The 22,154-nt window shown below is 69.6% G+C and carries 22 protein-coding genes and 1 riboswitch; of the genes, 9 read left to right on the top strand and 13 right to left on the bottom strand.

Going from position 1 to position 22,154, the window contains the following annotated elements:
* Window positions 1–30: 30 nt before the first annotated feature.
* Entirely contained in the window at window positions 31–1,527 is a 1,497-nt protein-coding gene (locus ACIHA7_RS30640; RefSeq protein ID WP_397294367.1) for an MFS transporter, read from the bottom strand.
* A gap of 134 nt (window positions 1,528–1,661) precedes the next feature.
* On the opposite strand from ACIHA7_RS30640, the gene ACIHA7_RS30635 reads away from it, so the two are divergent.
* From ACIHA7_RS30635 to ACIHA7_RS30625, 3 genes are all read left to right on the top strand, one after another.
* A complete protein-coding gene (locus tag ACIHA7_RS30635; protein WP_397294366.1) occupies window positions 1,662–2,390 on the top strand; it encodes a TetR family transcriptional regulator in 729 nt (242 codons plus the stop codon).
* A 51-nt stretch (window positions 2,391–2,441) separates the two neighbouring features.
* Window positions 2,442–2,552, top strand: a riboswitch (SAM riboswitch).
* A gap of 92 nt (window positions 2,553–2,644) precedes the next feature.
* Window positions 2,645–3,979 carry a bifunctional o-acetylhomoserine/o-acetylserine sulfhydrylase gene (locus ACIHA7_RS30630; RefSeq protein WP_397294365.1) on the top strand — a complete coding sequence of 445 codons (1,335 nt, stop codon included), beginning with the start codon at window positions 2,645–2,647 and terminating at the stop codon, window positions 3,977–3,979.
* A gap of 38 nt (window positions 3,980–4,017) precedes the next feature.
* Window positions 4,018–5,136, top strand: coding sequence for a homoserine O-acetyltransferase (locus tag ACIHA7_RS30625; RefSeq protein WP_397294571.1), 1,119 nt, complete (start codon window positions 4,018–4,020; stop codon window positions 5,134–5,136).
* 45 nt (window positions 5,137–5,181) lie between these two features.
* Here ACIHA7_RS30625 and ACIHA7_RS30620 read toward each other — a convergent pair whose 3' ends face one another.
* A complete protein-coding gene (locus ACIHA7_RS30620) occupies window positions 5,182–5,847 on the bottom strand; it encodes a TetR/AcrR family transcriptional regulator (protein WP_397294364.1) in 666 nt (221 codons plus the stop codon).
* 164 nt (window positions 5,848–6,011) lie between these two features.
* Between ACIHA7_RS30620 and ACIHA7_RS30615 the strand changes: the two genes are divergently transcribed.
* Window positions 6,012–6,962: an oxygenase MpaB family protein gene (locus ACIHA7_RS30615; protein WP_397294363.1), complete on the top strand. Its 951-nt coding sequence runs from the start codon at window positions 6,012–6,014 to the stop codon at window positions 6,960–6,962.
* Between the two features lie 42 nt (window positions 6,963–7,004).
* On the opposite strand, the gene ACIHA7_RS30610 is transcribed toward ACIHA7_RS30615, so the two are convergent.
* The gene (locus ACIHA7_RS30610) at window positions 7,005–7,376 is read right to left on the bottom strand and encodes a winged helix-turn-helix transcriptional regulator (RefSeq protein ID WP_397294569.1); all 372 of its coding nucleotides are present in this window, start codon (window positions 7,374–7,376) and stop codon (window positions 7,005–7,007) included.
* A gap of 75 nt (window positions 7,377–7,451) precedes the next feature.
* Here ACIHA7_RS30610 and ACIHA7_RS30605 point away from each other — a divergent pair, with 75 nt between their 5' ends.
* Entirely contained in the window at window positions 7,452–8,093 is a 642-nt protein-coding gene (locus ACIHA7_RS30605) for a nitroreductase family protein (RefSeq protein WP_397294362.1), read from the top strand.
* Between the two features lie 27 nt (window positions 8,094–8,120).
* Here ACIHA7_RS30605 and ACIHA7_RS30600 read toward each other — a convergent pair whose 3' ends face one another.
* Together ACIHA7_RS30600 and ACIHA7_RS30595 are read right to left on the bottom strand one after the other, a co-directional pair.
* Complete coding sequence (locus ACIHA7_RS30600; RefSeq protein ID WP_228541161.1) at window positions 8,121–8,366, bottom strand: DUF3017 domain-containing protein; 246 nt, start codon at window positions 8,364–8,366, stop codon at window positions 8,121–8,123.
* Window positions 8,367–8,486: 120 nt separating this feature from the next.
* A complete protein-coding gene (locus ACIHA7_RS30595; RefSeq protein ID WP_397294361.1) occupies window positions 8,487–8,891 on the bottom strand; it encodes a RidA family protein in 405 nt (134 codons plus the stop codon).
* Between the two features lie 127 nt (window positions 8,892–9,018).
* On the opposite strand from ACIHA7_RS30595, the gene ACIHA7_RS30590 reads away from it, so the two are divergent.
* Window positions 9,019–9,927 (top strand): SMP-30/gluconolactonase/LRE family protein, encoded by a 909-nt coding sequence (locus tag ACIHA7_RS30590; protein WP_397294360.1) that lies wholly within the window; start codon window positions 9,019–9,021, stop codon window positions 9,925–9,927.
* A gap of 113 nt (window positions 9,928–10,040) precedes the next feature.
* Window positions 10,041–10,505, top strand: coding sequence for a tRNA (cytidine(34)-2'-O)-methyltransferase (locus ACIHA7_RS30585; protein WP_397294359.1), 465 nt, complete (start codon window positions 10,041–10,043; stop codon window positions 10,503–10,505).
* A gap of 41 nt (window positions 10,506–10,546) precedes the next feature.
* On the opposite strand, the gene ACIHA7_RS30580 is transcribed toward ACIHA7_RS30585, so the two are convergent.
* The 5 genes from ACIHA7_RS30580 to ACIHA7_RS30560 form a co-directional block, all read right to left on the bottom strand.
* The gene (locus tag ACIHA7_RS30580; protein ID WP_397294358.1) at window positions 10,547–10,777 is read right to left on the bottom strand and encodes a DUF167 domain-containing protein; all 231 of its coding nucleotides are present in this window, start codon (window positions 10,775–10,777) and stop codon (window positions 10,547–10,549) included.
* A complete protein-coding gene (locus tag ACIHA7_RS30575) occupies window positions 10,734–11,744 on the bottom strand; it encodes a DUF4349 domain-containing protein (protein WP_397294357.1) in 1,011 nt (336 codons plus the stop codon). Before ACIHA7_RS30575 ends, ACIHA7_RS30580 begins: the two co-directional genes overlap by 44 nt.
* 95 nt (window positions 11,745–11,839) lie before the next feature.
* A complete protein-coding gene (locus ACIHA7_RS30570) occupies window positions 11,840–12,772 on the bottom strand; it encodes a M48 family metalloprotease (RefSeq protein ID WP_397294356.1) in 933 nt (310 codons plus the stop codon).
* Window positions 12,773–12,864: 92 nt separating this feature from the next.
* A complete protein-coding gene (locus ACIHA7_RS30565; protein ID WP_397294355.1) occupies window positions 12,865–16,218 on the bottom strand; it encodes an error-prone DNA polymerase in 3,354 nt (1,117 codons plus the stop codon).
* A gap of 23 nt (window positions 16,219–16,241) precedes the next feature.
* Entirely contained in the window at window positions 16,242–16,697 is a 456-nt protein-coding gene (locus tag ACIHA7_RS30560; RefSeq protein ID WP_135234901.1) for a hypothetical protein, read from the bottom strand.
* Between the two features lie 156 nt (window positions 16,698–16,853).
* Here ACIHA7_RS30560 and ACIHA7_RS30555 point away from each other — a divergent pair, with 156 nt between their 5' ends.
* Window positions 16,854–17,834, top strand: coding sequence for an SDR family NAD(P)-dependent oxidoreductase (locus tag ACIHA7_RS30555; protein WP_397294354.1), 981 nt, complete (start codon window positions 16,854–16,856; stop codon window positions 17,832–17,834).
* Window positions 17,835–17,871: 37 nt separating this feature from the next.
* Here ACIHA7_RS30555 and ACIHA7_RS30550 read toward each other — a convergent pair whose 3' ends face one another.
* Both ACIHA7_RS30550 and ACIHA7_RS30545 read right to left on the bottom strand, forming a co-directional pair.
* Entirely contained in the window at window positions 17,872–18,753 is an 882-nt protein-coding gene (locus tag ACIHA7_RS30550; protein WP_397294567.1) for a sucrase ferredoxin, read from the bottom strand.
* 20 nt (window positions 18,754–18,773) lie between these two features.
* A complete protein-coding gene (locus tag ACIHA7_RS30545) occupies window positions 18,774–19,556 on the bottom strand; it encodes an alpha/beta fold hydrolase (RefSeq protein ID WP_397294353.1) in 783 nt (260 codons plus the stop codon).
* A 187-nt stretch (window positions 19,557–19,743) separates the two neighbouring features.
* On the opposite strand from ACIHA7_RS30545, the gene ACIHA7_RS30540 reads away from it, so the two are divergent.
* The gene (locus tag ACIHA7_RS30540) at window positions 19,744–20,451 is read left to right on the top strand and encodes a class I SAM-dependent DNA methyltransferase (protein WP_397294352.1); all 708 of its coding nucleotides are present in this window, start codon (window positions 19,744–19,746) and stop codon (window positions 20,449–20,451) included.
* Here ACIHA7_RS30540 and ACIHA7_RS30535 read toward each other — a convergent pair.
* Window positions 20,442–22,049, bottom strand: a complete 1,608-nt coding sequence (locus tag ACIHA7_RS30535; RefSeq protein WP_397294351.1) for a DNA polymerase Y family protein — start codon at window positions 22,047–22,049, stop codon at window positions 20,442–20,444. The two genes, ACIHA7_RS30540 and ACIHA7_RS30535, sit on opposite strands and share 10 nt — an antisense overlap.
* Window positions 22,050–22,154: the final 105 nt, after the last annotated feature.

Below are 22,154 nucleotides of genomic sequence, written 5' to 3'. Positions count from 1 at the left end.
ACACGCGGACCGCGGGGGTGGTCGCGTCGGTCAGACTCCGACGTGCACCGGGCGGGCGCCGTCCTCGGAGCCCTCGATCAGGTTCTCCGGCCGGTCCCGGATCATCAGCGCGATCACCGGGACGGCGGCGAGGAAGAAGCCCGCTCCGACATAGAACGCCACGTCGTAGCTGTGGATCGAGGCGCGGGCGACCAGGTTGTCGATCGTCGGGTGATTCTCGGCGTAGGTCTTGGCCGTCTGCACCGAGATGGTGGTCAGCAGCGCCGTGCCGACCGCACCACCGACCTGTTGCGCCGCGTTCAGCAGCGCACTGGCCACGCCGGAATCCTCCTCCTCCACCTGGTGCAGCGCGACCGTCTGCATGCCGACGAACAGCGGGCCCATGCCGAGTGCGATCAACACCTGGGCGGGCAGCACGCTCGTCGCGAAGCCGTCGCCGAAGTCCAGCTGAGCCAGCCACACCAAACCGAGCACGCCGAGCACGGCACCGGCCACCATCAGCGGCCGCGGACCGATCTTGGGCAGCAGCGCGCTGGTGACGCCCGCGGAGATCGCGATGCCCGCCGGGAAGGGCAGGAAGGCGAAGCCCGCCTTCAGCGACGAGTAACCCAGCGTGATCTGGAAGTAGTAGCTGAGGAACAGGAACATCGCGAACATGGCGATCGGCACGAGCAACGCGGCGAGGAACGCGCCACCCCGGTTGATCTCACCCGGAATATGCAGCGGCAGCAGTGGATTGGCCGAGCGCCGTTCGATCACCACGAAGGCGATCAGCAGCGCGGTCCCGGCGACGAGCAGGCCGAGGGTGCTGCCCGCCAGCCAGCCGTCGTCGGCCGCGCGGCTGAAGCCGTACACGATCGCGATCAGGCCGAGCGTCACGGTGACCGCGCCGGGCACGTCGTAGCCGCCGGTGCGCGGTGTCGGCACGTCCTTGACCACCCATGCCAGCGCACCGAGCAGGGCGAGCAGCGCGATGGGGGTATTCACCAGCAGGCACCAGCGCCACGAGGCGTACTCGGTGAGCGCTCCGCCCGCGATCAGACCGAGCGCGGCGCCACCGGCGGAGATTCCCGCGAACACGCCGAACGCCGTTGCGCGCTCACCGGGTTCGGTGAAAGTCACCGACAGCAACGACAACGCGGCGGGCGCGAGCAAGGCCGCGAACGCACCCTGCAGCGCGCGCCCGGCGAACATCTCCGCGCCGTTCTGCGCCAGACCGGCGAGTGCCGACGCGGCGGCGAAACCGACGAGACCGACGATGAAGATCCGGCGTCGACCCAGGTAGTCGGCGAGCCGACCGCCGAGCAGCAGCAGGCCGCCGAAGATCAGCGTGTAAGCGGTCAGCATCCACTGCTTGTTGCCGTCGCTGATGCCGAGATCATGCTGCGCGAACGGCAGCGAGATGGTCACGATGGTGGCGTCGAGCACGACCATGAGCTGGGCCAACGCGATCACCGCGAGAGCGAACCAGCGGGCGGAGCCGCCTTGTTTTTCCGGTACTTCTACCGCTTCCACAGTCTCGGTCACCGTGGTCTCCTCATCCCTAGACACTGTGCGGCTATCCTGACATTTGGCGACAATTGGCGTCAAGCGAAAAATGTCGTAGCACGACATTTGGCGGTTAAGGACACGAAAACACTAGGTTGCGATAGGGTGTGAACATGCTCGAGTCACCGACGCCGACGACCGCGAGTACCGCAGCGGAGACCCCGGCTGCCCCCGTCAATGCCGGGCCGCCCGCCCATCCCGGCCTACGGGAGCGCAAGAAGCAGAAGACCAGGTTGCGAATCATCGAGGTCGCGCTGAACCTCTGCGACGCACAGGGATTCGACGCGACGACGGTCGAACAGATCGCCAACGCCGCCGACGTCTCGCCGCGCACGATCAACCGATACTTCGACAGCAAAGAGGACATCGTCCTCGGTCCGATCCAGGACTTCGGCGAGACCGTCGCGGAGACGCTGCGCACGCTTCCCGTCACCGGCAACGAACTGGAGTCGATCCGCGAGGCGTTTCTGCGGGTGATCGACCACGCCGCGAGCGAGTCCGCCGAGGGACCGGTCTCGTTCCGGCAGTTCCAGCAGATGCAGCGGATCATGCGCAGCAGCCCGTCGGTCAGCGCGCGCAGCCTCGAGCACGCCGACAGCAAGAACGTCGCGATCGCCGCGGTGGTCGCCGAACGACTCGACAGCACCCCCGACGCGCTGCCGGTGCGGCTGATCCTCGGCGCCTGGCAGCTCATCGGCCACCTCGCGATGGAGTGCGGCGAGAGCATGTTCGACTACGACAATCCGCAGGCGGCCGCTGCGGCAGGCCGCGACTCCTTCACCACCGCCTTCGACGAGTTCACGCGCGTGTGCGGCGGCGCGCGACCCGGCGCGGCCCGCTGAGTTCGGCTCCGGATTTCGGCGGTTGATCCGGCGCCGGTTATGATGCCGTCAGGTCATGAGTGCCAGCGCCAAGCCCCGGCTCGCTGGACGGCAACCCTCCAGCAGCGGTGGGGTGCTCCGGGTGATGACCGGGCTCTCGAAGGTCGAGAGCAAGCGCGCTTTCCAGGAGGTTCCCGAAATGTGTTGTTGTACTTCGCCGTTGCCCCGATAACCCGTTAGTTCTGGCGAACAACCTTTTCTTTGGAGCAAAGCTCATGAGTGATTCCACCGTGCCCGCGGCCGACGTCGACCCGACCGCGCAGTGGTCCTTCGAGACCAAGCAGGTGCACGCGGGACAGGCCCCCGACGGCACCACCGGTGCCAGGGCCCTGCCCATCTACCAGACCACCTCATACGCCTTCCGCGACACCGACCACGCCGCCGCGCTGTTCGGGCTCGCCGAGCCGGGCAATATCTACACCCGGATCATGAACCCCACCCAGGACGTGGTGGAGCAGCGCGTCGCCGCGCTCGAAGGCGGTGTCGCCGCACTGCTGCTGGCCTCCGGACAGGCCGCGGAGACGTTCGCCATCCTGAACCTGGCCTCGGCCGGCGACCACATCGTGTCCAGCCCGCACCTCTACGGCGGCACCTACAACCTTTTCCACTACTCGCTGCCCAAGCTCGGCATCGAGGTGTCCTTCGTCGACGACCCCGACGACCTGGACCAGTGGCGCGCGGCGATCCGGCCGAACACCAAGGCGTTCTACGGCGAGACCATCGCCAACCCGAGCAGCGCCATCTTCGACATTCCCGGCATCGCCGCCGTCGCGCACCAGGCCGGGCTGCCGCTGATCGTCGACAACACGGTGGCCACGCCGTACCTGATCCAGCCGCTGGCGCACGGCGCCGACATCGTCGTGCACTCGGCGACCAAGTACCTCGGCGGGCACGGCGCCGCGGTGGCGGGCGTGCTCGTCGACGGCGGCACCTTCGACTGGACGGTCACCGACGCGCAGGGTCAGCCGCGCTTCCCCGGCTTCACCACCCCGGACCCCAGCTACCACGGTGCGGTGTTCGCCGATCTCGGCGCGCCCGCGTTCGCACTCAAGGCGCGCGTGCAACTGCTACGCGACCTCGGCTCGGCGGTCTCGCCGTTCAACGCGTTCCTGATCAGCCAGGGCATCGAGACGCTGAGCCTGCGGATCGAGCGGCACGTCGCCAATGCCAAGGCGGTGGCCGAATTCCTGAGCACCCACCCGGACGTCGAGCAGGTCTTTTACGCCGGTCTGCCCTCCTCGCCCTGGTACGAACGCGGCAAGCAGCTGGCGCCCAAGGGCCCCGGCGCGATCGTCGCCTTCGAGCTGCGCGGCGGTGTCGATGCGGGCAAGAAGTTCGTGGACGGATTAGTCCTGCACAGCCATGTGGCTAACATCGGAGATGTGCGCTCCCTCGTGATTCACCCCGCGTCGACCACACATTCGCAGCTGACGCCCGCCGAGCAACTGCTCGCCGGGGTCACTCCGGGCCTGGTCCGCTTGGCGGTGGGGATCGAAGGGATCGACGACATCCTGACCGATCTGCGCGCCGGTTTCGCGGCGGCGACGTGAAGGTGAGCAGCGAACCGAGTGTGGCCCGTTCGTCCGGGGTGGCCCTGCCGCCCCCGGACGGGCGGCTCGGCATCATCCCCGTCGGCGACGTCCGGCTGGAGAGCGGCGCGGTCATTCCGCAGGTGCATCTGGCCGTGCAGCGCTGGGGTGAGCTCTCCCCCACCCTGGACAACGTGGTGCTGGTCGAGCACGCGCTGACCGGCGACTCGCATGTGGTCGGGCACCCGGACGACATCCACCCGCTGCCCGGCTGGTGGGACGGGATGGTCGGCCCCGGCTGTCCGCTCGACACCGACGAGTGGTGTGTCGTCGCGACGAACGTGCTCGGCGGCTGCAAGGGCAGCACCGGGCCCTCGACGCTGGCGCCCGACGGAAAGCCTTGGGGCTCCCGGTTTCCGGAGATCTCCATCCGGGATCAGGTGGCCGCCGAGGCGGCGCTGCTCGATCGGCTCGGCATCGCGCGGCTGGCCGCCGTGGTCGGCGGGTCGATGGGCGGCATGCGCGTGCTGGAGTGGATGGTCGGCGCACCGGATCGGGTCGGCTCCGCACTGGTGCTTGCCGTCGGCGCCCGCGCCACCGCGGACCAGATCGGCACGCAGACCACTCAGATCGCGGCGATCAAGGCCGATCCGGACTGGCAGGGCGGCGATTACCACGACACCGACCGCGCGCCGATGACCGGCATGGGCATCGCCCGGCGCATCGCGCATCTGACCTATCGCACCGAGGACGAGCTGGATCACCGGTTCGAGAACAACGCGCAGGGCGCCGAGGATCCCTGGCGCGGCGGGCGATACGCGGTGCAGAGCTACCTGGATCACCAGGCCGACAAGCTCTGTAGCCGTTTCGATCCCGCCACCTACGTGCTGCTGACCGAGGCGATGAACCGGCACGACATCGGCCGCGGCCGCGGCGGGGTCGCCGCCGCGCTGGCCGCGACGCCGGTGCCGTGCGTGGTCGGCGGCGTCGACTCCGACCGGCTGTATCCGCTGCGCACGCAGCAGGAACTCGCCGAGGGGCTGCCCGGCTGCGATGGACTCGAGGTGGTGCACTCGCGCGACGGGCACGACGGGTTCCTCACCGAGGCCGCTGCGGTGTCGAAGTTGCTGACCGAGACGATGCGGTTGGCGCAGCAGAGCCGTCAGCCTGCCAGCTGAATTCGCTTCGCGCACAGCGGTTTCGCCGCACGGGCCGGCGGTACGCTATGCGCCGGTGCCTTTCGGCGCGGGCGCGCCCATCAGCAGGCCGACGATGGCGTGCACGAATCCTTGCAGGCGTTCGCGGGGATACTCGTCGGGTTCGCTGACCGCGAGCCTGCCGAGCATCTCGGCGATCTGCAGCAGTGAGTTGGTGAGCAGCGCGGAATCCACTCCGGCCCAGCGTGGTTCGAGTGCGGTGCCGATGCGTACCAGCGCCTCGGCCTGATCGAAGATGCCCGCACGCGAATGCCGCAGTGCCGCACGGTATTCGTCGGGGGCGTTGCCCGGCCCGGCGAGGATCAGTCGCCACCGGGTCGGATTCTCCAGTGCCACACCGACGAACGCCTCGACGGTGGCCGAGGCCGCGACCACCGGGTCGGCACCCATCAGATCGGTCGGCAGGGTCGCGGCGACCTGTTCGAGGCCGCGCTCGCGCTCCCGTTCCAGTAGCGCCGCAACGAGTTCGGCGCGGGTCTTGAACACGGTGTAGAGCACCGGCTTACCGACCCCCGCCTCCTGGGCGACCGCCTCCATGCTCAGCTCGTGCAGCTCCACCCGGCTCAGCACCGCGAAGGCGGCGTCGAGCAGCTGCGCCCTGCGCTGTTCCGGCGGCAGGCGCGGCGCGTAACGCCTGCGCGGCCGGTCCGCCGCGGTGCGCGATGTGGTCACTGCCGGTTCACCTCCATGCGCTCCATCCTGACAGCATCGCGGCCGCGTTTCCGCATCCCGTCGAGCACAAATGCTACGCACCCGTTGTATTCAGTGCACGCAATTGCTACGGTTGCGTTGTATTCACCCCCGGTGCCGGGGCGATCACCGCAAAGGAGCACGTGATGCACTTCGATCCGACCACCCTGCGCCGGGACGACTACGGGTTCTTCGGTCCAGATTCGCCCAGTTGGAAGGTCTGGACCGCGCCCACCGCGGTCATCGGCTTCCAGCGGGCCGTCGTGCTCGAGCACTTCGACCCGTTCCTCACCGCGGCGGTCGCCGACTCCCGCGGCATCTACAGCGACCCGCGCAAACGCCTCGACCACACCTTCTCCTACTTCCTGATCGCCGCCATCGCCGACGGGCGCACCGCCATCCAGGCGGCCGAGCACCTCATGCGGATCCACGCGCCGATGACCGGGATCGAGCCGATCAGCCGAACTCGCTACAGCGCGAACAGCCCCGAGACGCAGCTGTGGATCCACATCACCGGCTGGCATTCCGTGCTCAAGGCATACGAGGTGTTCGGCCCGGGACTGACGCCCGCGGAGGAGACGCGGTTCTGGCAGGAATGCGCGATCGCGGCCGAGCTGCAGACCTGCAAACCCGAGGATGTGCCGCGCTCACGCGACGAGGTGCGCGCGTACTTCGAGCGAGTGCGCCCGCGGCTGTGCACCTCTGAGCGGGCCGAAGAAGGCATGCACCACCTGCTGTGGACCTCGCCGCGCAACGGGGCCGGGCTCTCGTATGCCGTAGGGAGCAGGCTGCTTTCGCTGGCGTCGGTGGCGACCCTGCCGAAGTGGATGCGCAAGCTGGGGCGCTTCGATCGGCTCGGCATCATCGATCTCGCGGTGCGACTGCCCGCGAAGGTGCTGGTGTGGGGGTTCAGCCGGTTCAACTCGTTCGGCCTGCTCGTCGCGGCGCCGTTCATCGCGCCGATGGCGGGGCAGATCCTGAAGGAGCACCTCAACGCGGCGCCGCCGACCAGGCTCGAGACGGTGACCCCGGCCGAGGCGCGGGCCTTGTACGGTGGGCGATCCGGGCGGGCCGAGCTGGTGGCCGAACCGGCTTGAGTTTCGGGACAACCCGCCGCGTCGAGGGGTGCGGCGGGTTGTTCAGTGGCCCGCCGAACGGCGGGCCCGCTCGATCAGATTGATGTTGGTTTCTATCCACTCGCGTAGTGCCGCAATGGGTATGCGCAGACTGTGCCCCAGGTCGGTGAGTGTGTACTCGACGCGCGGCGGCACGGTGGGATGCACTGTGCGGGTGAGGAATCCGTCCGTCTCCAGCTGACGGAGGGTCTGCGTCAACATCTTCTGCGAAATGCCGTCGATGCGCTTGCGCAGGTCGGTGTAGCGCATGGTGCCGTCGGCCAGGGCATCGATGATCAGCACCGTCCACTTGCCCGCGAGGTGGTCGAGCAGCTGCCGGGTGGGACATTTGGCCGAGTAGATGTCGGCGGGCAGTCCGGAGCCTTCGATGAGCATGCGCACCCTTCCGAGAGTAACGCACTAAAAAGTGCCTTCTTCCCATTGGAGCCTCACTCTCCAATAGTAAGAATTATGGAAACACAGCCACTTTCGGTACCCGCCGCGATCCGCGCTCGCCGCACCACCCGTCACTTCCAGCCGACTCCGGTAGCGCCGGAGCTGCTCGACGAACTGCTGGACCTGGCGGTGCAGGCACCGAGCGCGTGGAACATGCAGGACCGCTCGATCGTCGTCGTCACCAGCGAGGACGGGCGGCAAGCGCTGTCGAAAGCGGCGTTCGGCCAACCACAGCCGCTGGAGGCGCCCGTCGTCCTCGTCTTCGTCGCCGACCCCACGGCCTGGCGGGACAGCAATGCCGACATCGCCGACCTGGCCGTGCGCAACGGCGCATGGAACGCCGAGTTCACTGCGATGTTCAACTCCCGCAGCGAGTTCCATTCGCTGCGCGAACGCGGCCTGCTCCGGGAGAACGCCGTCAAGAACGCGATGATCGCGGCCAGCTACGTCATGCTCGCGGCCACCAGCCTCGGTCTGGCCTCGGCCCCGATGAACGGCTGGGATGCCGACCTGGTCAAGCAGGCCATCGGCATCGGCGACCGGGCCGAGCTGGCCATCGCGGTGCTGGTCGCGGTCGGATACCAGGACACCGTCCCGCCGCACCCCGGTCGCAGGCAGCGTGATCGGACGGTCTTCGCAGAGCAGTACGCTTGCTGAACACGGTGGCCGCCAACGCTTTCGGGACTAGCCGACGCCCAGGGTGTTGATGGTCGCGGCGATGAAGACGATGGCGGAGCCGAGCACCGTCAGCGCGCCGACGTCGAAGGGCTTGCTGCGCACGGCCAGCAAGCCGACCTGTGCGGTCGGCAGGCAGAGCCGGAACGCCGCGGCCAGTAGTGTCGCCCCGCCGAAGAACAGCGCGCCGCGGCGCCACCGGTCCTGCGCCACGAACACGATCGCCACCGCGATGACCAGCGCTACGACCACCATCGGCAGGTGGCAGCGCAGGAACGGGGAGCTGCTGGCTGCCCGGTGGTCCGCGGTGGACGTGTCGGCATCGGTCACTCCCCGATTCTGACAGACTCCCCCGCCCCGCCGCCGTCGACGGGCTCAGTCGGCGACCGCGACGCCCTCGATCTCGATGAGGTGTTCCGGCGTGAACAGGGCGGCGACGCCCACCAGGGTGACCGCGGTGTCGGGGAACTCGTAGTGCGCGCGGGCCGCGGCACCGGCCGCGCCGAGCGCCTCGAACTTCGACGGATCCCAATCGACCACATAGAACCGGACGCTGACGAGGTCGGCGGCCTTACCGCCCGCCGCCTCGAGCGCACGGCCCAGGTTGAGCAAGGCCTGCGTGGTCTGGGCGGCCAAGCCGCCCTCGACCACTCGGCCCGACGCGTCGGTGCCGACCTGCCCGGAAATGTGAATGATCCTGCTGCCGGTGGCCGCGGTGGCGTGCGCGAAGCCCGGTGCGGGTGGTTGGGTATCTGCCGGATTGTGCGAGGTGCTCCCCATCCGGGCATCCTAACTGCCGGATGAGCTTGCCTGCCGCACAAGGGTTTCCGGCAGCGGTGACCGTCGCGCTGGGGCCAACGGTTCTGCGGTGTCGACCACCTGGGTGCCGCGGCATAGGCTGCGCGGAATGGGGATGGTGGGCAAACGCATTCGCGCCTTGTGCGTCGCGGTGGTGCTCGCGGCGGGGGCCGGTGCCGCTGCGGGGCCCGCGCAGGGTGTGAGCGCCGCGGGTTGCGCCGGCTGGCAGGTCGACACCCTCGTCCGGGGTCTGGAGCAGCTGGAGAACCTCGAACCGGACGGTCGTGGCGGGTTCTACATGTCCGCGGATTCGAAGATCTATCACCTCGATGCCGCAGGCCAGGTACGTACGGTGCTGGCGAACCTGCGGGTTCCTCGCGGCCTGCAACTGGTCGGCACGAATCTGTATTTCCTTGCCGGGGGCCAGTTGTGGCAGCTGGACACCGGGACCGAACGGCTGACCTCGGTGGCACCGCTCGACGGCAACGGTCTGCTTCGGCTGCCGGGCGGTGATCTGCTGACCACCTGGGTCGGCACCGAGGGCGGCCCGTCGAAGGGCCTGACCCGCTATCGGCCCGACACCGGCGCCACCGTCCTCAACTGGTCGCCGGTGCCACGCTCCGAAGGCCTGGCCCTCGACCCGGAGCACCGCGCCGTCTACACCGACGACCTGTTCACCGGCCGAGTCATCCGGGTCCCGCTGGACGCCCCCGACCGATGGACCGTCATCGCCACCATCCCCGGCCTGTTCCCCGGCCTCGACGACCTGACCGCATCCCGCTCCGGCACCCTCTATATCGCCGCCCACACCGCGGGCGAGATCCACCGCGTCGACCCGAACACCGGCGCGACCTGCGTCATCGCCGCCGGCCTCGCGATCGGCCAAGCCGGCCCCAGCTCGGTCCGCATCGCCCCCGACGGCAACGCGTGGGCCCTCTACACCACCCTCTTCGACGGCACCGTCCGCCGCCTCCGACCCCCACCCGACACAGACCTCACCCCGATCGAACTCCCCTGACCCCGGTGACCAAGCGCCACCCACAACCCGGCCCGTTGCGTGCGGCGTCGGGTTCGCGGACCCGGCGGTAGGTCGGCGAAGCGCAGGGGCGGCCACCTGATTGACTAGGTGCCGTGTTCCGTCTGATGTTTCATGAGCCCGCGATACCCGGAAACACCGGGAATGCGATCCGATTGGTGGCGGGGACCGGGTGTGAGCTGCATCTGGTCGAGCCGTTGGGGTTCGATCTATCGGAGGCCAAGTTGCGGCGGGCCGGATTGGATTACCACGACCTGGCGTCGGTGACGGTGCACAAGGATCTGGCGTCGGCATGGACCGCGGTGCGACCGCAGCGGGTTTTCGCGTTCACCACCCAAGCCACTACCCGGTACACCGACGTGGCGTACCGGGAAGGTGATGTGCTGCTGTTCGGGACCGAGCCGACAGGGTTGCCCGCGGCGGTACTCGATGATCCGCACGTCACCGATCAGCTGCGCATTCCGATGCTGCCGGGTCGCCGCTCGATGAATCTGTCCAACGCGGCGGCGGTCGCGGTGTACGAGGCGTGGCGACAGGTCGGGTTCGACAGCGGGGTGTGACCGCGGCGCGACGAGCCCTGTCGCGCAAGCTGTCCGGCGGTTCAGTGATCGATCTCGAAACGCTTGAAGCGAGAGGTGGCGCCTGCCGACAGGCGGACGGCGCTCTTCGGCACTCCGTAATGCTCGGCGAGCAGTTCGATGGCGGCCTGGTTCGCTTTGCCTTCGACGGCGGGGGCGCGCACGTACAGCTGGAGGGAGCCGTCGTCGAGGATTTCGACGAGCGGGCCCTTACGGCTGTTCGGTTTTATGGTCGCCCGGACCGTTGTCGGCACTCTTGTCTCCCGTCGCCGTACTACCCGAGGGGCCGGTAACCTTCGCGGCACCCACCGGCGTCGATTCTGCCGCAGCGCCGCGCTTGCCCCGCCGCAGCACCAGCCGCACGATGCCCCAGACCACGGCGGCGAGCACGACCAGGAAGCCGAGCCACGGCAGCGCCTTACCGGTGAACACGACCGCGTCCTTCAGCCAGTCCACCAGGGCGTGCCAGCCAGCGACGATTCCCTCCCAGAAGTTGTCGGCGCGGTCCTGCTCGGCCTTGGTGGTCGCGGTGGTGATGTCGATATTGAGTGTGGACAGCGCGACGTCGTCGTCGAGGTGGCGTTTCTGCGCGGTCAGGCTGTCGAGCTCACCCTGGCGGCTCGACAGCGCTTGCTCGGCGTTGAGCAGATCGGCGGTGTTGGTCGCGCCCGCGATGAGCCCGCGCAGCCGGTCGACGGAGGCTTGCAGTGCCCGGATCCTGGCGTCCAGGTCTTCCCACTGCATCGTCACGTCGTCGCGGTTGGTGTGCACCCGGGTGACGCGGCCGAGGCCGCCGAGACCGTCGATGAACGCGTCGGTCTTGTCCGCGGGGATCCGGACGGTGAGGGTGGCGCTGGGGTCGGCGTCCTCGGTGCCGGGCTGTTCGGTCCTGCTGTCGATCCGGCCGCCCGCCTCGCGCACCCGGTCGGCGATCTTGCTCGCCGCCTCGATCGGTTTGCCCGCGGTCATCTCGACGCTGCCGGTGACGACTTCCTTACGCGCCGTGACGGTTTCATTGCCGGAGTTGTCTTTACGCGGCGCGGCCCCCTGGTCGCGCAGCGCCGGTGGCACGGAGGCGGGCGCGGGCGCGGACTCCACCGTGGCGTAGGTGGACGGCCGGTCCGGCGGCGCTGCTCTGCCGGCGTCGTTGTCGCCGCCGCCGCAGCCGACGAGCAACGTCAGACCGAGCAGACCGATGCACAGCACAGCAAGCTTCCGCATGATTCGCACAGTAGCCCCTGTTGCCGCGCGAACAGCCCGACATAACTGTTCTCTAGAGCCCTTCTAACACTTCTCTAAAAGTGTGGGCGGCCAGGTCATTCGCCGAGCCTGGCGGTGATCTTCCTGATCCGCGGCGCCAGCGGCGGATGCGTGCTGTAGAGGCGCTGACGCAGTGCGACGAGGCGGGGAGTCGTCTCGGGCTCCCAGCCGCGCAGGGCGGCCGCCAGTTCGCGGCCGTAGCCGAGGTCGACAGCCACCCGGTCGGCGGCGTATTCGTCGCGGTGGCACTGCGCGCTCCTGGTCAACGGCTCCGTGACCAGCAGGACAACGAACAAGAGCGCGGCACCGAATCCCACGACCGGTGTCAGCACGATGGCCACGACAGGCAGTAGACCCACCGCCGCGACGAGTCGGGCGAACGGCGCGAGCGGGCCGAGGATCCCCGCGATCCGCCCGAGTCGCCTGCACACCGCCCACAGCACGCGCCCCGGCATGGCGAGCCACGCGTCGACCAGTCGCACCCGGGGATCGACGTTGATGTGGTGTCCGAGTTCGTGGGCGAGCACCGCGCCGAGTTGCCTGGAGTCCAGGTCGGCGAGCGCCGAACTCGTCACCGCGACAATGCGGCTCGGCGCGGCGAGCGCATTGGGATGTTCGGATTGCTCCACCCACAGCGAGTACGGCCACCCGTCCACGCCCGGCGCGCTGGTGAGCTGCGCCCATGCCGCGTCGAGGAGCTCGTCCTCCGGTGGGATCGGGCGCCGTAACCCGAATGCCTTGGCGAATTTCGCACGATTGGGTGTGAACCACGCCGCATCGAAGAGGCTGACGCCGGCCAACACCCACACCACGACGGCCGTCACCGACAACCAGATCCCCGCCCACGCGCCGAGGACCAGAATGATTGCGACGCTGAGCAATACGGTCGGCAACGCGAGCAACAGCGTCACGATCATCGCCAGGTAGCGAGGACGCACGGCCGGCGTGGTGGCGCGCCGTGGCGACCCGGCATCCGAATGCGCTGGCATGGTGTCTCCCGATTCCCGACGGGGCCGCGCTGGGCAGAACGCCTCATCCTATGGCGGCGGCATCCGAGCAGGAAGACGAGTTTTTCGGGGGCTCAGCGGAAGTCGCGGGACTTGGAGTCGACGCGCAGGTCCAACCGCCGCAGGTGTTCGGCGACGACACTCACCGCCCCCTCGGCGTTCTGCACGCGACCGCGGATGAGCAGGGCGGGGGCACTCTGTGCCAGGCGGCGGTAGCGGGCCCACAGGCCGACCGAGCAGACGACGTTCACCATGCCGGTCTCGTCCTCCAGATTGAGGAAGGTGACACCCGCGGCGGTGGCCGGACGTTGGCGGTGCGTCACCGCGCCGCCGACCAGCACGCGCGACCCGTCCCGCACGGCGAGCAGCCCGGCGGCCGGAATCACGCCCAGTGCGTCGAGTTGCGGGCGCAGGAATTCGGTGGGATAGCTGCCCGGGGAGACGCCGGTGGCCCAGACATCGGCGGCGGCCAGTTCCAGGTCGCTCATGCCAGGCAGCACGGGAGCGGTGGTGGCGGCGCCGGTACCTGGCAGCCGGTCCGCGCGTTCCCCCGCGGCGGCGCCCGCCGCCCAGAGGGCTTCGCGCCGGGTGCTGCCGAGCCCGCCGAGGGCGCCCGCGGTGGCGAGCGATTCCGCTTGCACGACAGTGAGTTCCACGCGCCCGGTCAGGTCGAGGAAGGAGGTGTACGGTCCCTGATCCCGTGCGGCGACGATCTTTTCGGCGAGGTCGGCACCGATGTGCCGGACCGCAGCCAGGCCGAGGCGCACCTGGGTGCCGTCCCGCTCCAGGGTCGGTTCGGCGCGACTGGCGTTGATGTCGGGGCCGTGCACCACGACGCCGTGCCTGCGGGCGTCGGCGACCAGGGATTGCGGGGAGTAGAAGCCCATCGGCTGCGCCCGCAGCAGACCGGCGCAGAAGGCCGCGGGGTGGTGCAGCTTGAACCACGACGAATAGAACACGATCGAGGCGAAGCTCTGCGAATGACTCTCCGGGAAACCGAAATTCGCGAAGGCGTACAGCTTCTCGTAGATACGGTCGGCCACTTCGCCGGTGATCCCGTGCAGCTCACGCATGCCGCGATAGAGGCGTTCCTTGAGACCTTCCATGCGCTCCGGGGAGCGTTTGGAGCCCATCGCACGGCGCAGCTGGTCGGCCTCGACGGCGGTGAAGCCCGCGACGTCGACGGCCATCTGCATGAGCTGTTCCTGGAACAGCGGCACGCCGAGCGTGCGGGCCAGCGAATTCTCCAGCGCCGGATGGTCATAGGTCACCGGCTCGGCACCGTTGCGGCGTCGGATATAGGGGTGCACCGAACCGCCCTGGATGGGGCCGGGCCGGATCAGCGCCACCTCCACCACCAGGTCGTAGAACTCACGCGGCTTCAGCCGGGGCAGCGTCGCCATCTGGGCCCGCGACTCCACCTGGAACACACCCACCGAGTCGGCGCGCGAGAGCATCTCGTAGACGGCGGCCTCCTTCAGATCGAGCTGGTGCAGTTCGACGATCTCGCCGGTGTGCTCGCGCACCAGGTCGATCATGTAGTGCAGCGCGGAGAGCATGCCGAGACCGAGCAGGTCGAACTTCACCAAATCGACGGCGGCGCAGTCGTCCTTGTCCCACTGCAGCACGCTGCGGCCGGGCATCCGCGCCCATTCCACCGGACAGACGTCGGCGATGGGGCGGTCACAGATCACCATGCCGCCGGAGTGGATCCCGAGATGTCGTGGCAATCCCTCGATTTCGGCGGCCAACCCGAGCACCTCGGCCGGGATGTCGGTACCGGTCTCGCCGCCGACGCCGGTCCACCGGCTCACCTGCTTGCTCCATGCGTCCTGCTGGCCCGGCGAAAAGCCCAGTGCGCGTGCGGCATCGCGGACCGCGGACTTGCCGCGATAGGTGATCACATTGGCCACCTGCGCGGCGTACTCGCGGCCGTACTTGGTGTAGACGTGCTGGATGGCCTCCTCGCGGCGGTCGGATTCGATGTCGACATCGATATCGGGTGGCCCATCGCGCTCCGGCGAGAGGAAGCGTTCGAACAGCAGGTTGTTGCTGACCGGGTCGACATTGGTGATGCCGATCGCGTAGCAGACGGCCGAGTTGGCCGCCGAGCCACGACCCTGGCACAGGATGTCGTTGTCTTTGCAGAAGCTGACGATGTCGTGCACCACCAGGAAGTAGCCGGGAAACTCCAGCTCGTCGATCACCGCGAGCTCGTGCTCGATCTGCCGGTACGCCTGCGGGTTTCGCTCGGGCGGGCCGTAGCGCGCCGCGGCGCCCGCGAGGGTGAGCGCCCGCAACCAGGACTTCTCGTCGTGGCCGGCGGGCACGTCGAACGGCGGCAGCTTCGGCGCGATCAACTTCAGGTCGAAGGCGCATTCGCGGGCCAGCGCGACCGCGTTGCGCACCGCCTGCGGACAGTCGGCGAACAACCGCGCCATCTCCGCGCCGGAGCGCAGGTGCGCGCCGCCGGTGGGGGCCAGCCAACCGGCGATCTCGTCCAAGCTCTGCCTGGCTCTGATCGCCGCGAGCGCCATGGCCCGGCGACGCTGACCCGGCCCGGCGAAATGCGCTCCGGTGGTGGCCAATACGGGCAGGCCGAGGCGGTCGGCCAGGGCGATGAGGTGGGCGTTGCGCTCGTCGTCCTCCGGGATGCCGTGGTGGGTGAGTTCCACGCTCACCCGGTCGGCGCCGAACCGCTCCGTCAGATCGCGCAGCGCGGCTTCGGCGCGCACGAGCCGCGTACTGCCCGAACGCAAGTCGTGGTCGAGTGCTTGACGCAGATGACCCTTTCGGCAACCGGTCAGGATCTGCCAGTGGCCCTCGGCGGCCGCGGTGAGCGCGTCGAAGTCGTAGCGGAGGATGCCCTTCTCCCCTGCCGCCATATGGGCGGCCGCGATCTCCCGAGATAGCCGGCGATAGCCCTCTTGGCCGCGTGCGAGCACCAGCAGGTGCGGGCCGGTCGGATCGGGGGATCCGGTGCGCGGCATGGAATCCGGGATGGTGGCGGGCCCGCGGCGCGGGGCCGACGCCGCCTGCGTGCCCAGCGACAACTCGGCCCCGAAGACCGTCGGCATCCCCCATTCCCTGGCCGCCTCCGCGAACCGCACGGTGCCGTAGAAGCCGTCGTGATCGGTGAGCGCGATCGCCTCCAGGCCGAGCCGCACCGCCTCCTCCACCAGTTCCTCCGGCTGGCTCGCGCCGTCGAGGAAGCTGTAGGCCGAGTGCGTGTGCAGCTCCGCGTACGGCACCGTCGGTCCGTCGGCGGGCAGCACCGGCTCGGCCAGGTACTCCCCGCGCTTGCGGGACCAGGCCGGGCTGTCGCCGCCGTCGCCGGGGTACATCGCGTCCGGGTCCGTCCGGCCGGGCCGCCCCGACAGCACCCGCTCCAGCTCGGACCAGGTAGGGGGACCGTTGCTCCACCCCACCGCGGCTCACCTCCTCGGATACGTCAGCTGGTCGGCAGGGGCGCCGTCGAGCCCTCGGCGAGCGCCGCTTCGACATCGTCGAGGCCAGCGCGGATCAGGGCGCCGTAGGCGTCGTGGGCGAGGACATCGAGGTGCCCGCGGGCGATGGCCAGCTGCATGCGGGCGGCCTCGAAGTCGCCGACCCGGCGGTGACTGTCGGCCAGGTTGAGGTACAGCGACGGCAGGAAACTGCGGAGCCCTTCGTCCAGCGGGATGCCGGGGCCGAACACCGCGGCGAGTGCCCGCCGGTCCCAGCGCAGCGCGTCGGCGGCCGTGTCTTGCAGATCGGCTAGGTGATGCGCGATCACGCAGCGGTGCAAGGGATCACCGCCCTCACCGATCTCGTCCCACAACTTCTCCAGCGCCTGTCGCGCCGCCGCTTGGTCCCCACCACCGAGCCGCACCGCGGCAAAGATGTCCGCCATCCGATCGTCCGCCATGCGCCGAGTATCGCACATATGTTCGATCGATTTCGAGAGGCTGTTCGACCCGTGTTCACCACCTCGACCCAAGCCCCGAAAAGTGAGCAGTGCCACTTGGCGGGTAAACTTACTTGGGAGTAAGTTCATGCCCATCCAAACTGCAAAGGAGCAGCGATGAGCCAAGCATCCGCTGACGTCGGCCTGCCCGAGACCCGGCGCGGCCGTCGCAGCCGCGACATCACGGGTCGGCATGTCCTCATCACCGGCGCCTCCTCCGGGATCGGCAAGGCGGCCGCGATCGCTGTCGCGGGCAAGGGCGCCACCGTGTTCCTGCTCGCCCGCCGCGCCGACGAACTCGCCTCGGTGGTCGAGCAGATCAAGGCCGCGGGCGGCAGTGCCTACGGATACCAGTGCGACGTCACCGACTCCGACTCGGTGGACCACGTCGTGAAGACCATTCTCGACGAACACGGCCACGTCGACATGCTGGTGAACAACGCGGGCCGGTCCATCCGCCGCGCCATCCACCGCTCCACCGACCGGCTGCACGACTTCGAACGCACCATGGCGGTCAACTACTTCGGCGCGCTGCGGATGACGCTGGCCCTGCTGCCGCAGATGCGCGAGCGCAAGTTCGGCCACATCGTCAACATCAGCAGCGCGGGCGTGCAGGTGGCGACGCCGCGCTTCGCGGCCTACCTGGCCAGCAAGGCGGCGCTGGACAAGTTCGCCGAGGTGGCCTCGGTGGAGACCATGGCCGACGGCGTCACCTTCACCACCATCCACATGCCGCTGGTGCGCACCCCGATGATCACCCCGAGCGGCGACCAGGGCCCGTCCGAATCCCCCGAGTGGGCGGCCGCGACCATCGTGCGCGCGCTGACCGAACGCCCCAAGCGCATCGACGTGCCGCTGGGCACCTTCGCCGAATACGGCGCCCTGCTCACCCCCAAGTTCCGCGACCGCATCCTGCACCGCTACTACCGCGCCCTGCCGGACTCCCCCGCCGCCAAGGGCGAGCAGGTGGAAGACACCGAAGAAGCCACGGAACCCGCTGTCCCCCAACCGGCCCCGCGCCCGCGCTCGGCGGCCCGCCGGGTCACCGGCACCGCCCTGCGCCGCGCCGCCCGCTGGGTACCAGGCACCCACTGGTAATCCCGCATATCGGAGGTCTCGCTCCGTGGCGTCGCGGTCAGTCGTCAGGCATGGCCTGGATCGCGTCCACCGCGAGGGCGGTTACCGCCTTGGGAGCGGCGTTGCAGCTTGGTTGCCGGGCCGGAAAAGCAATGGTGCGCACGGTAACCCGCCAGCGACGGCCGTCGCGGTGAGTGACCAGCGCGGCGCCCGCCGCGGCGGGGTCGCTGTCGAGAGCGACCGTGAGATCGTCGACGGCGGCGGAAACCTGTTCGCGCACCGCGACTTCCGCGACCTGCTCGACCGGCGAGTAGCAGCTGCGGCCGCGCAGGCCGGTGTTCGAGACCGCGCCGCGCCGAGCCGCTTCGACCATCTCCGCAGCAGAGGCGGCGTCGAGTCGGCCGTAGGTGAGTCCGGACGGCAGCAGCACCAAGGCGGGCGCGAAGCGGTGACCGCCGGTGTGCGAGCACTCCCACACCTGCCCAGGGTATTTCGTCGCCAGTTCCGCGGCGATCGGGCGGCCGAGCAGCGCACAGCACTGGTCGCGTTTGCCGTGGGCGCACACCAGCACCAGCGGATCAGCCACGGGCACACCGATTCCGGGCGGCGGACCGGCCAGCAGATTCAGGTCGACATCGAGCAGTTGCTTCAGATCGGTGATCTCGAAACGCTCGCACCAGGAACCCGTCGGACGCGAACTGGCGATCAACACCGTTCGGGTGCCGGTGAATTCATGGCGACCGGGGCGCCGGATCAAGGTCGGACGCACGTGCGCGGCGGCGGTCCGCACCGCCAGCTCGGGCGTGATCTCCGGGCCGAGCACCTCGTCGCCGATCACATCGCGACCCCAGGCACCGGGGTGTTCGATACACAACCAGCCGGTCACCTCGGTGGCACTGCCGGACAGCGGGGTTTGCGCCGCGGCGGCGGAACAGGGCATCCCTTCGAAGCCGGTGTGGTTCACGCTGCGAGAAAAGGATGAACGGCGGCCGCGAAGTCGCGGTAGCGGTCGCGGTGGATGCTGTGACCGCAGGCGAAGGCGGTGACCGTGCAGTCGGCGATGGCGGCGCGCATGAGCGCCAGTTTCGCCGGATCGACCATGCCGCCGGGACCGCCGCGCAGCACCAGCGTCCGCGCGGTGATGTCGGAGAGCCGGTCCCACCACTCCGGGTTCGGCTTGCGGAACTGTTCCAGCGCGGTCCTGGTCATGGACCGGTCGAAGGCGAGCACCGCGCGCGGATGCCTGGCCAGGCTGCTTGTGGCGTGCCACAGCTCGGGCACGGTCGGGAAACGACGGGTCAGCCGCAGTTCCTCGGCGCCGGACTGCAGGGGCAGCGGGCACTCCTCGATGACCAGCCGGCGCACCAGCTCCGGGCGCTCCTGCGCGACGCAGGATACGGCGTAGCCGCCCAGCGAATGGCCCACCAGATCAACCGTGGACAGTTCCAGCCGGTCGCACAGTTTCAGCACGTCGGAGCCGAATTCGTCGAACCGGTACGAGTCGGTGTGTGAGCTGCGGCCGTGGCCACGCAGGTCGGGAATGATGACGCGGCGGCCGGCCTGCACCAGCGCGCGGGCGAACCGGTCCCAGGTGTGCCCGTCCCCGCCCATGCCGTGCACCAGGACCACGGGCACGTCGGTAGCCGCGGTCGCCCCCGAATCCCGGTAGGCGATCCGCACGTCACCGAAGGCCAGTCTGGTTACCGCGAGATCCACGATCTTCGAGAGTACTGGGGTTGTCATCTACCGACCTGCGACTTGTCGCACGGATCACGTGAGCCGGGCACCACATCGTAGGTCGCACGCCCTTCGCCGCCCGCGTGTCGAGTGCAGGACTCGGGCGCAACGCCATCAGAGCCGGGGTAGTCCCGGCGAGCAGAGCAGCCGAAATTGCCTGGCGAATCCTGGTTGGCCGCGAAATACTCCGCGCATGCCGTCATTCGCGGATTACGACCGCCGAAACTACCGCACCGTCGATGTGGCCACCGGATACGACGGATGGGCACCCACCTACGAGCAGACCGTCATGGACGAGATGGATCTCGCGCTGCTGGCCCGGCTGCGGCGACCGGAGTGGTCCCTGGTCCGCCGCGCCGCCGACCTGGGGTGCGGAACGGGGCGGACCGGCGCCTGGCTGCGCGCGCAGGGGGTTTCCCATATCGACGGCGTCGATGTGAGCGCGGGGATGCTGGAGCGGGCCGCGGCGCGCGGGGCACACACCACGCTCACCCAGGCGGACGTGCGCGCCACCGGGCTGCCCGACGGCAGCTACGACCTGGTGATCGCCTCGCTGATCGATGAACACCTGCCCGAGTTGGCACCGTTCTACGCCGAGGCGTGGCGGCTGGCCGCGCCCGGCGCGCTGTGTGTGCTGGTCAGTTTCCACCCGCAATTCATGATGACGACCGGGATGCCGACGCACTACACGCCCCAGGGTGGCGAGCCGGTAGCGATCAGCACGAACCTGCACCTGCTCAGCGAGCATGTGACGGCGGCGCTGGACGCGGGTTGGGTGCTCGCCGAGCTCACCGAGACGCTGATCGACGACACCTGGCTCGCGGCCAAGCCGAAGTGGCGGGATCTGCGCGGACAGCCCTTCACCATGGCGACGGTGTGGTCGCGGCCCGCTCAGTCGTAGAGTCCTTCGGCGCGCCAGACCTTGTCGTGGTAGACGAGCAGTAGTACGCGGACGTCGGGCGGCGCACCGTCCAGCTGAACCTGCGCGCGTGCGGTGAAAGTGGTTGGGGCGTCGGCGTTCTCGGTCGGATCCGGGACCCACCAGCGCTCGTCCACCGGCCACGGCCCCGCCCACCCGGTCAGCCGCCACTGCCTGCTGCCCCAGTGCAGGCGGGCCGGGTCGGCGCTGAACAGCGCGCGCTCGGTGACCCGGATCGGCGTGCCGTCCACCGCTTCCAGGCGGACCTGCGGCCGATTGAGCAGCAGGAGCGCGGGAGCGGGCTCGGGTAACCGGCCCGGCCACGGCTGGGCCGGGTCGGCGGCGGGCACGGGTTCGTCACCGAGCGCGACCAGGGTGATGCGCTCGACGGGCCCGCGGCCGCCGCTGAGCACGCCGACCCGCACCGCTTCACCACCGAGCAGGCCCTGCACCCGGACCAGCGCGCGCCGGGCCCGCTCCTCCTCCTCGCCGACCCCACCCCACAGCCCGAGCTGCAACGCACCCGCCGCCACCACCTCGACCGGCTCCAGGCGCAGCAGGGTGATCGGCGCGGTGGGCCGGTCGCGCCGGGTGAGCCAGCCGTCCAGCTGCCAGCGCACCCGGTCGGCGGTACCGTCCGGGGTCAGCGGTTCCGCACACCGCCAGATCCGGGAAAGCTCCTCCCCCGCATCGGTTTCCGCGAATATAGATAATCGGGTGCAGGCCAGGCCCGCGTTCGACAGCTCGGCGTGCAGTTGGGCGGCGAGCATGCGGCCCGCGAAGGCGGCGGCATCGACCCGTTCGATCGGCGGGTCGCAGCGGTGCTGCACCGTCAGATCCTTGGGTGGCTGCCGCGCGGAGGGCGGGCGCTCCGGCTGGGCCTGCGCGCACCGGTGCGCCAGCACGGCGTCGGCGCCGAACCGCGAGGCGACCTCGGCGGGCGAGAGCGCGGTGAAATCACCGATGCGGCGTAAACCCAAGCGGTGCAATAGATCCACCAGATCGTCGCGCTCCGGCGCGGCCAGGCTCGGCTCCACCGCGAGCTCACGCACCGGCATCGGCGCGAGAAACCGCGCACCCGCCCCGGCGGGCACGATGGCGCCGCGCCGGGCGGCGATCACCGCCGTGGACAACTCGTCGGCGATGCCGATCTGCGCCTCCACCCCGGTGGCGGCCGCCGCGTCGACGAGCCGCTCGGCCGCCGCCTCCTCGGAGCCGAAGAACCGGGCGGCACCGCGCGCCCCGAGCACCAGCAGCCCGGGCCGCAGCACCTCCACCCCGGGCACCGTGGCATCCACGGCCGCCACCACCGGCTCGAACAGCCGTGCGTCCCGATCCGGATCCGCCTGCGCGAGAAACAGATCGGGGCACTTCCCCTGCGCCTCGCGCCGCTTCAGTCCGCGCCGCACCCCGTCGGCGCGCGCGATCGCCGAGCACGCGATCACCCGGTTGGCGAAGAGCACGGCCACCGGCCGCATCGCGGGCAACCCGGCCACCGCGGCGGCGGCGACCGCGGGCCAATCCGGACACCACAGCGCCAATACCCGCGCAGCGCCCTTCGCTCGGCTGGGCAGGATCACGGTGCCGCACCGCACATAACGACTCCGCCGCCTGCGGCCGCATCGATGGACAGACCCGCCGATCTCGGTGTCGCTCCGCTCGGAGCAGCCGAGGCAAGCGTGGGC

The organism is Nocardia sp. NPDC052316, from assembly GCF_044547795.1.
In the GTDB taxonomy this organism is placed as follows: Bacteria; Actinomycetota; Actinomycetes; order Mycobacteriales; family Mycobacteriaceae; genus Nocardia.
Note: the sequence above shows the minus strand (reverse complement) of the source record. Positions and strands in the feature narration are given on the sequence as shown.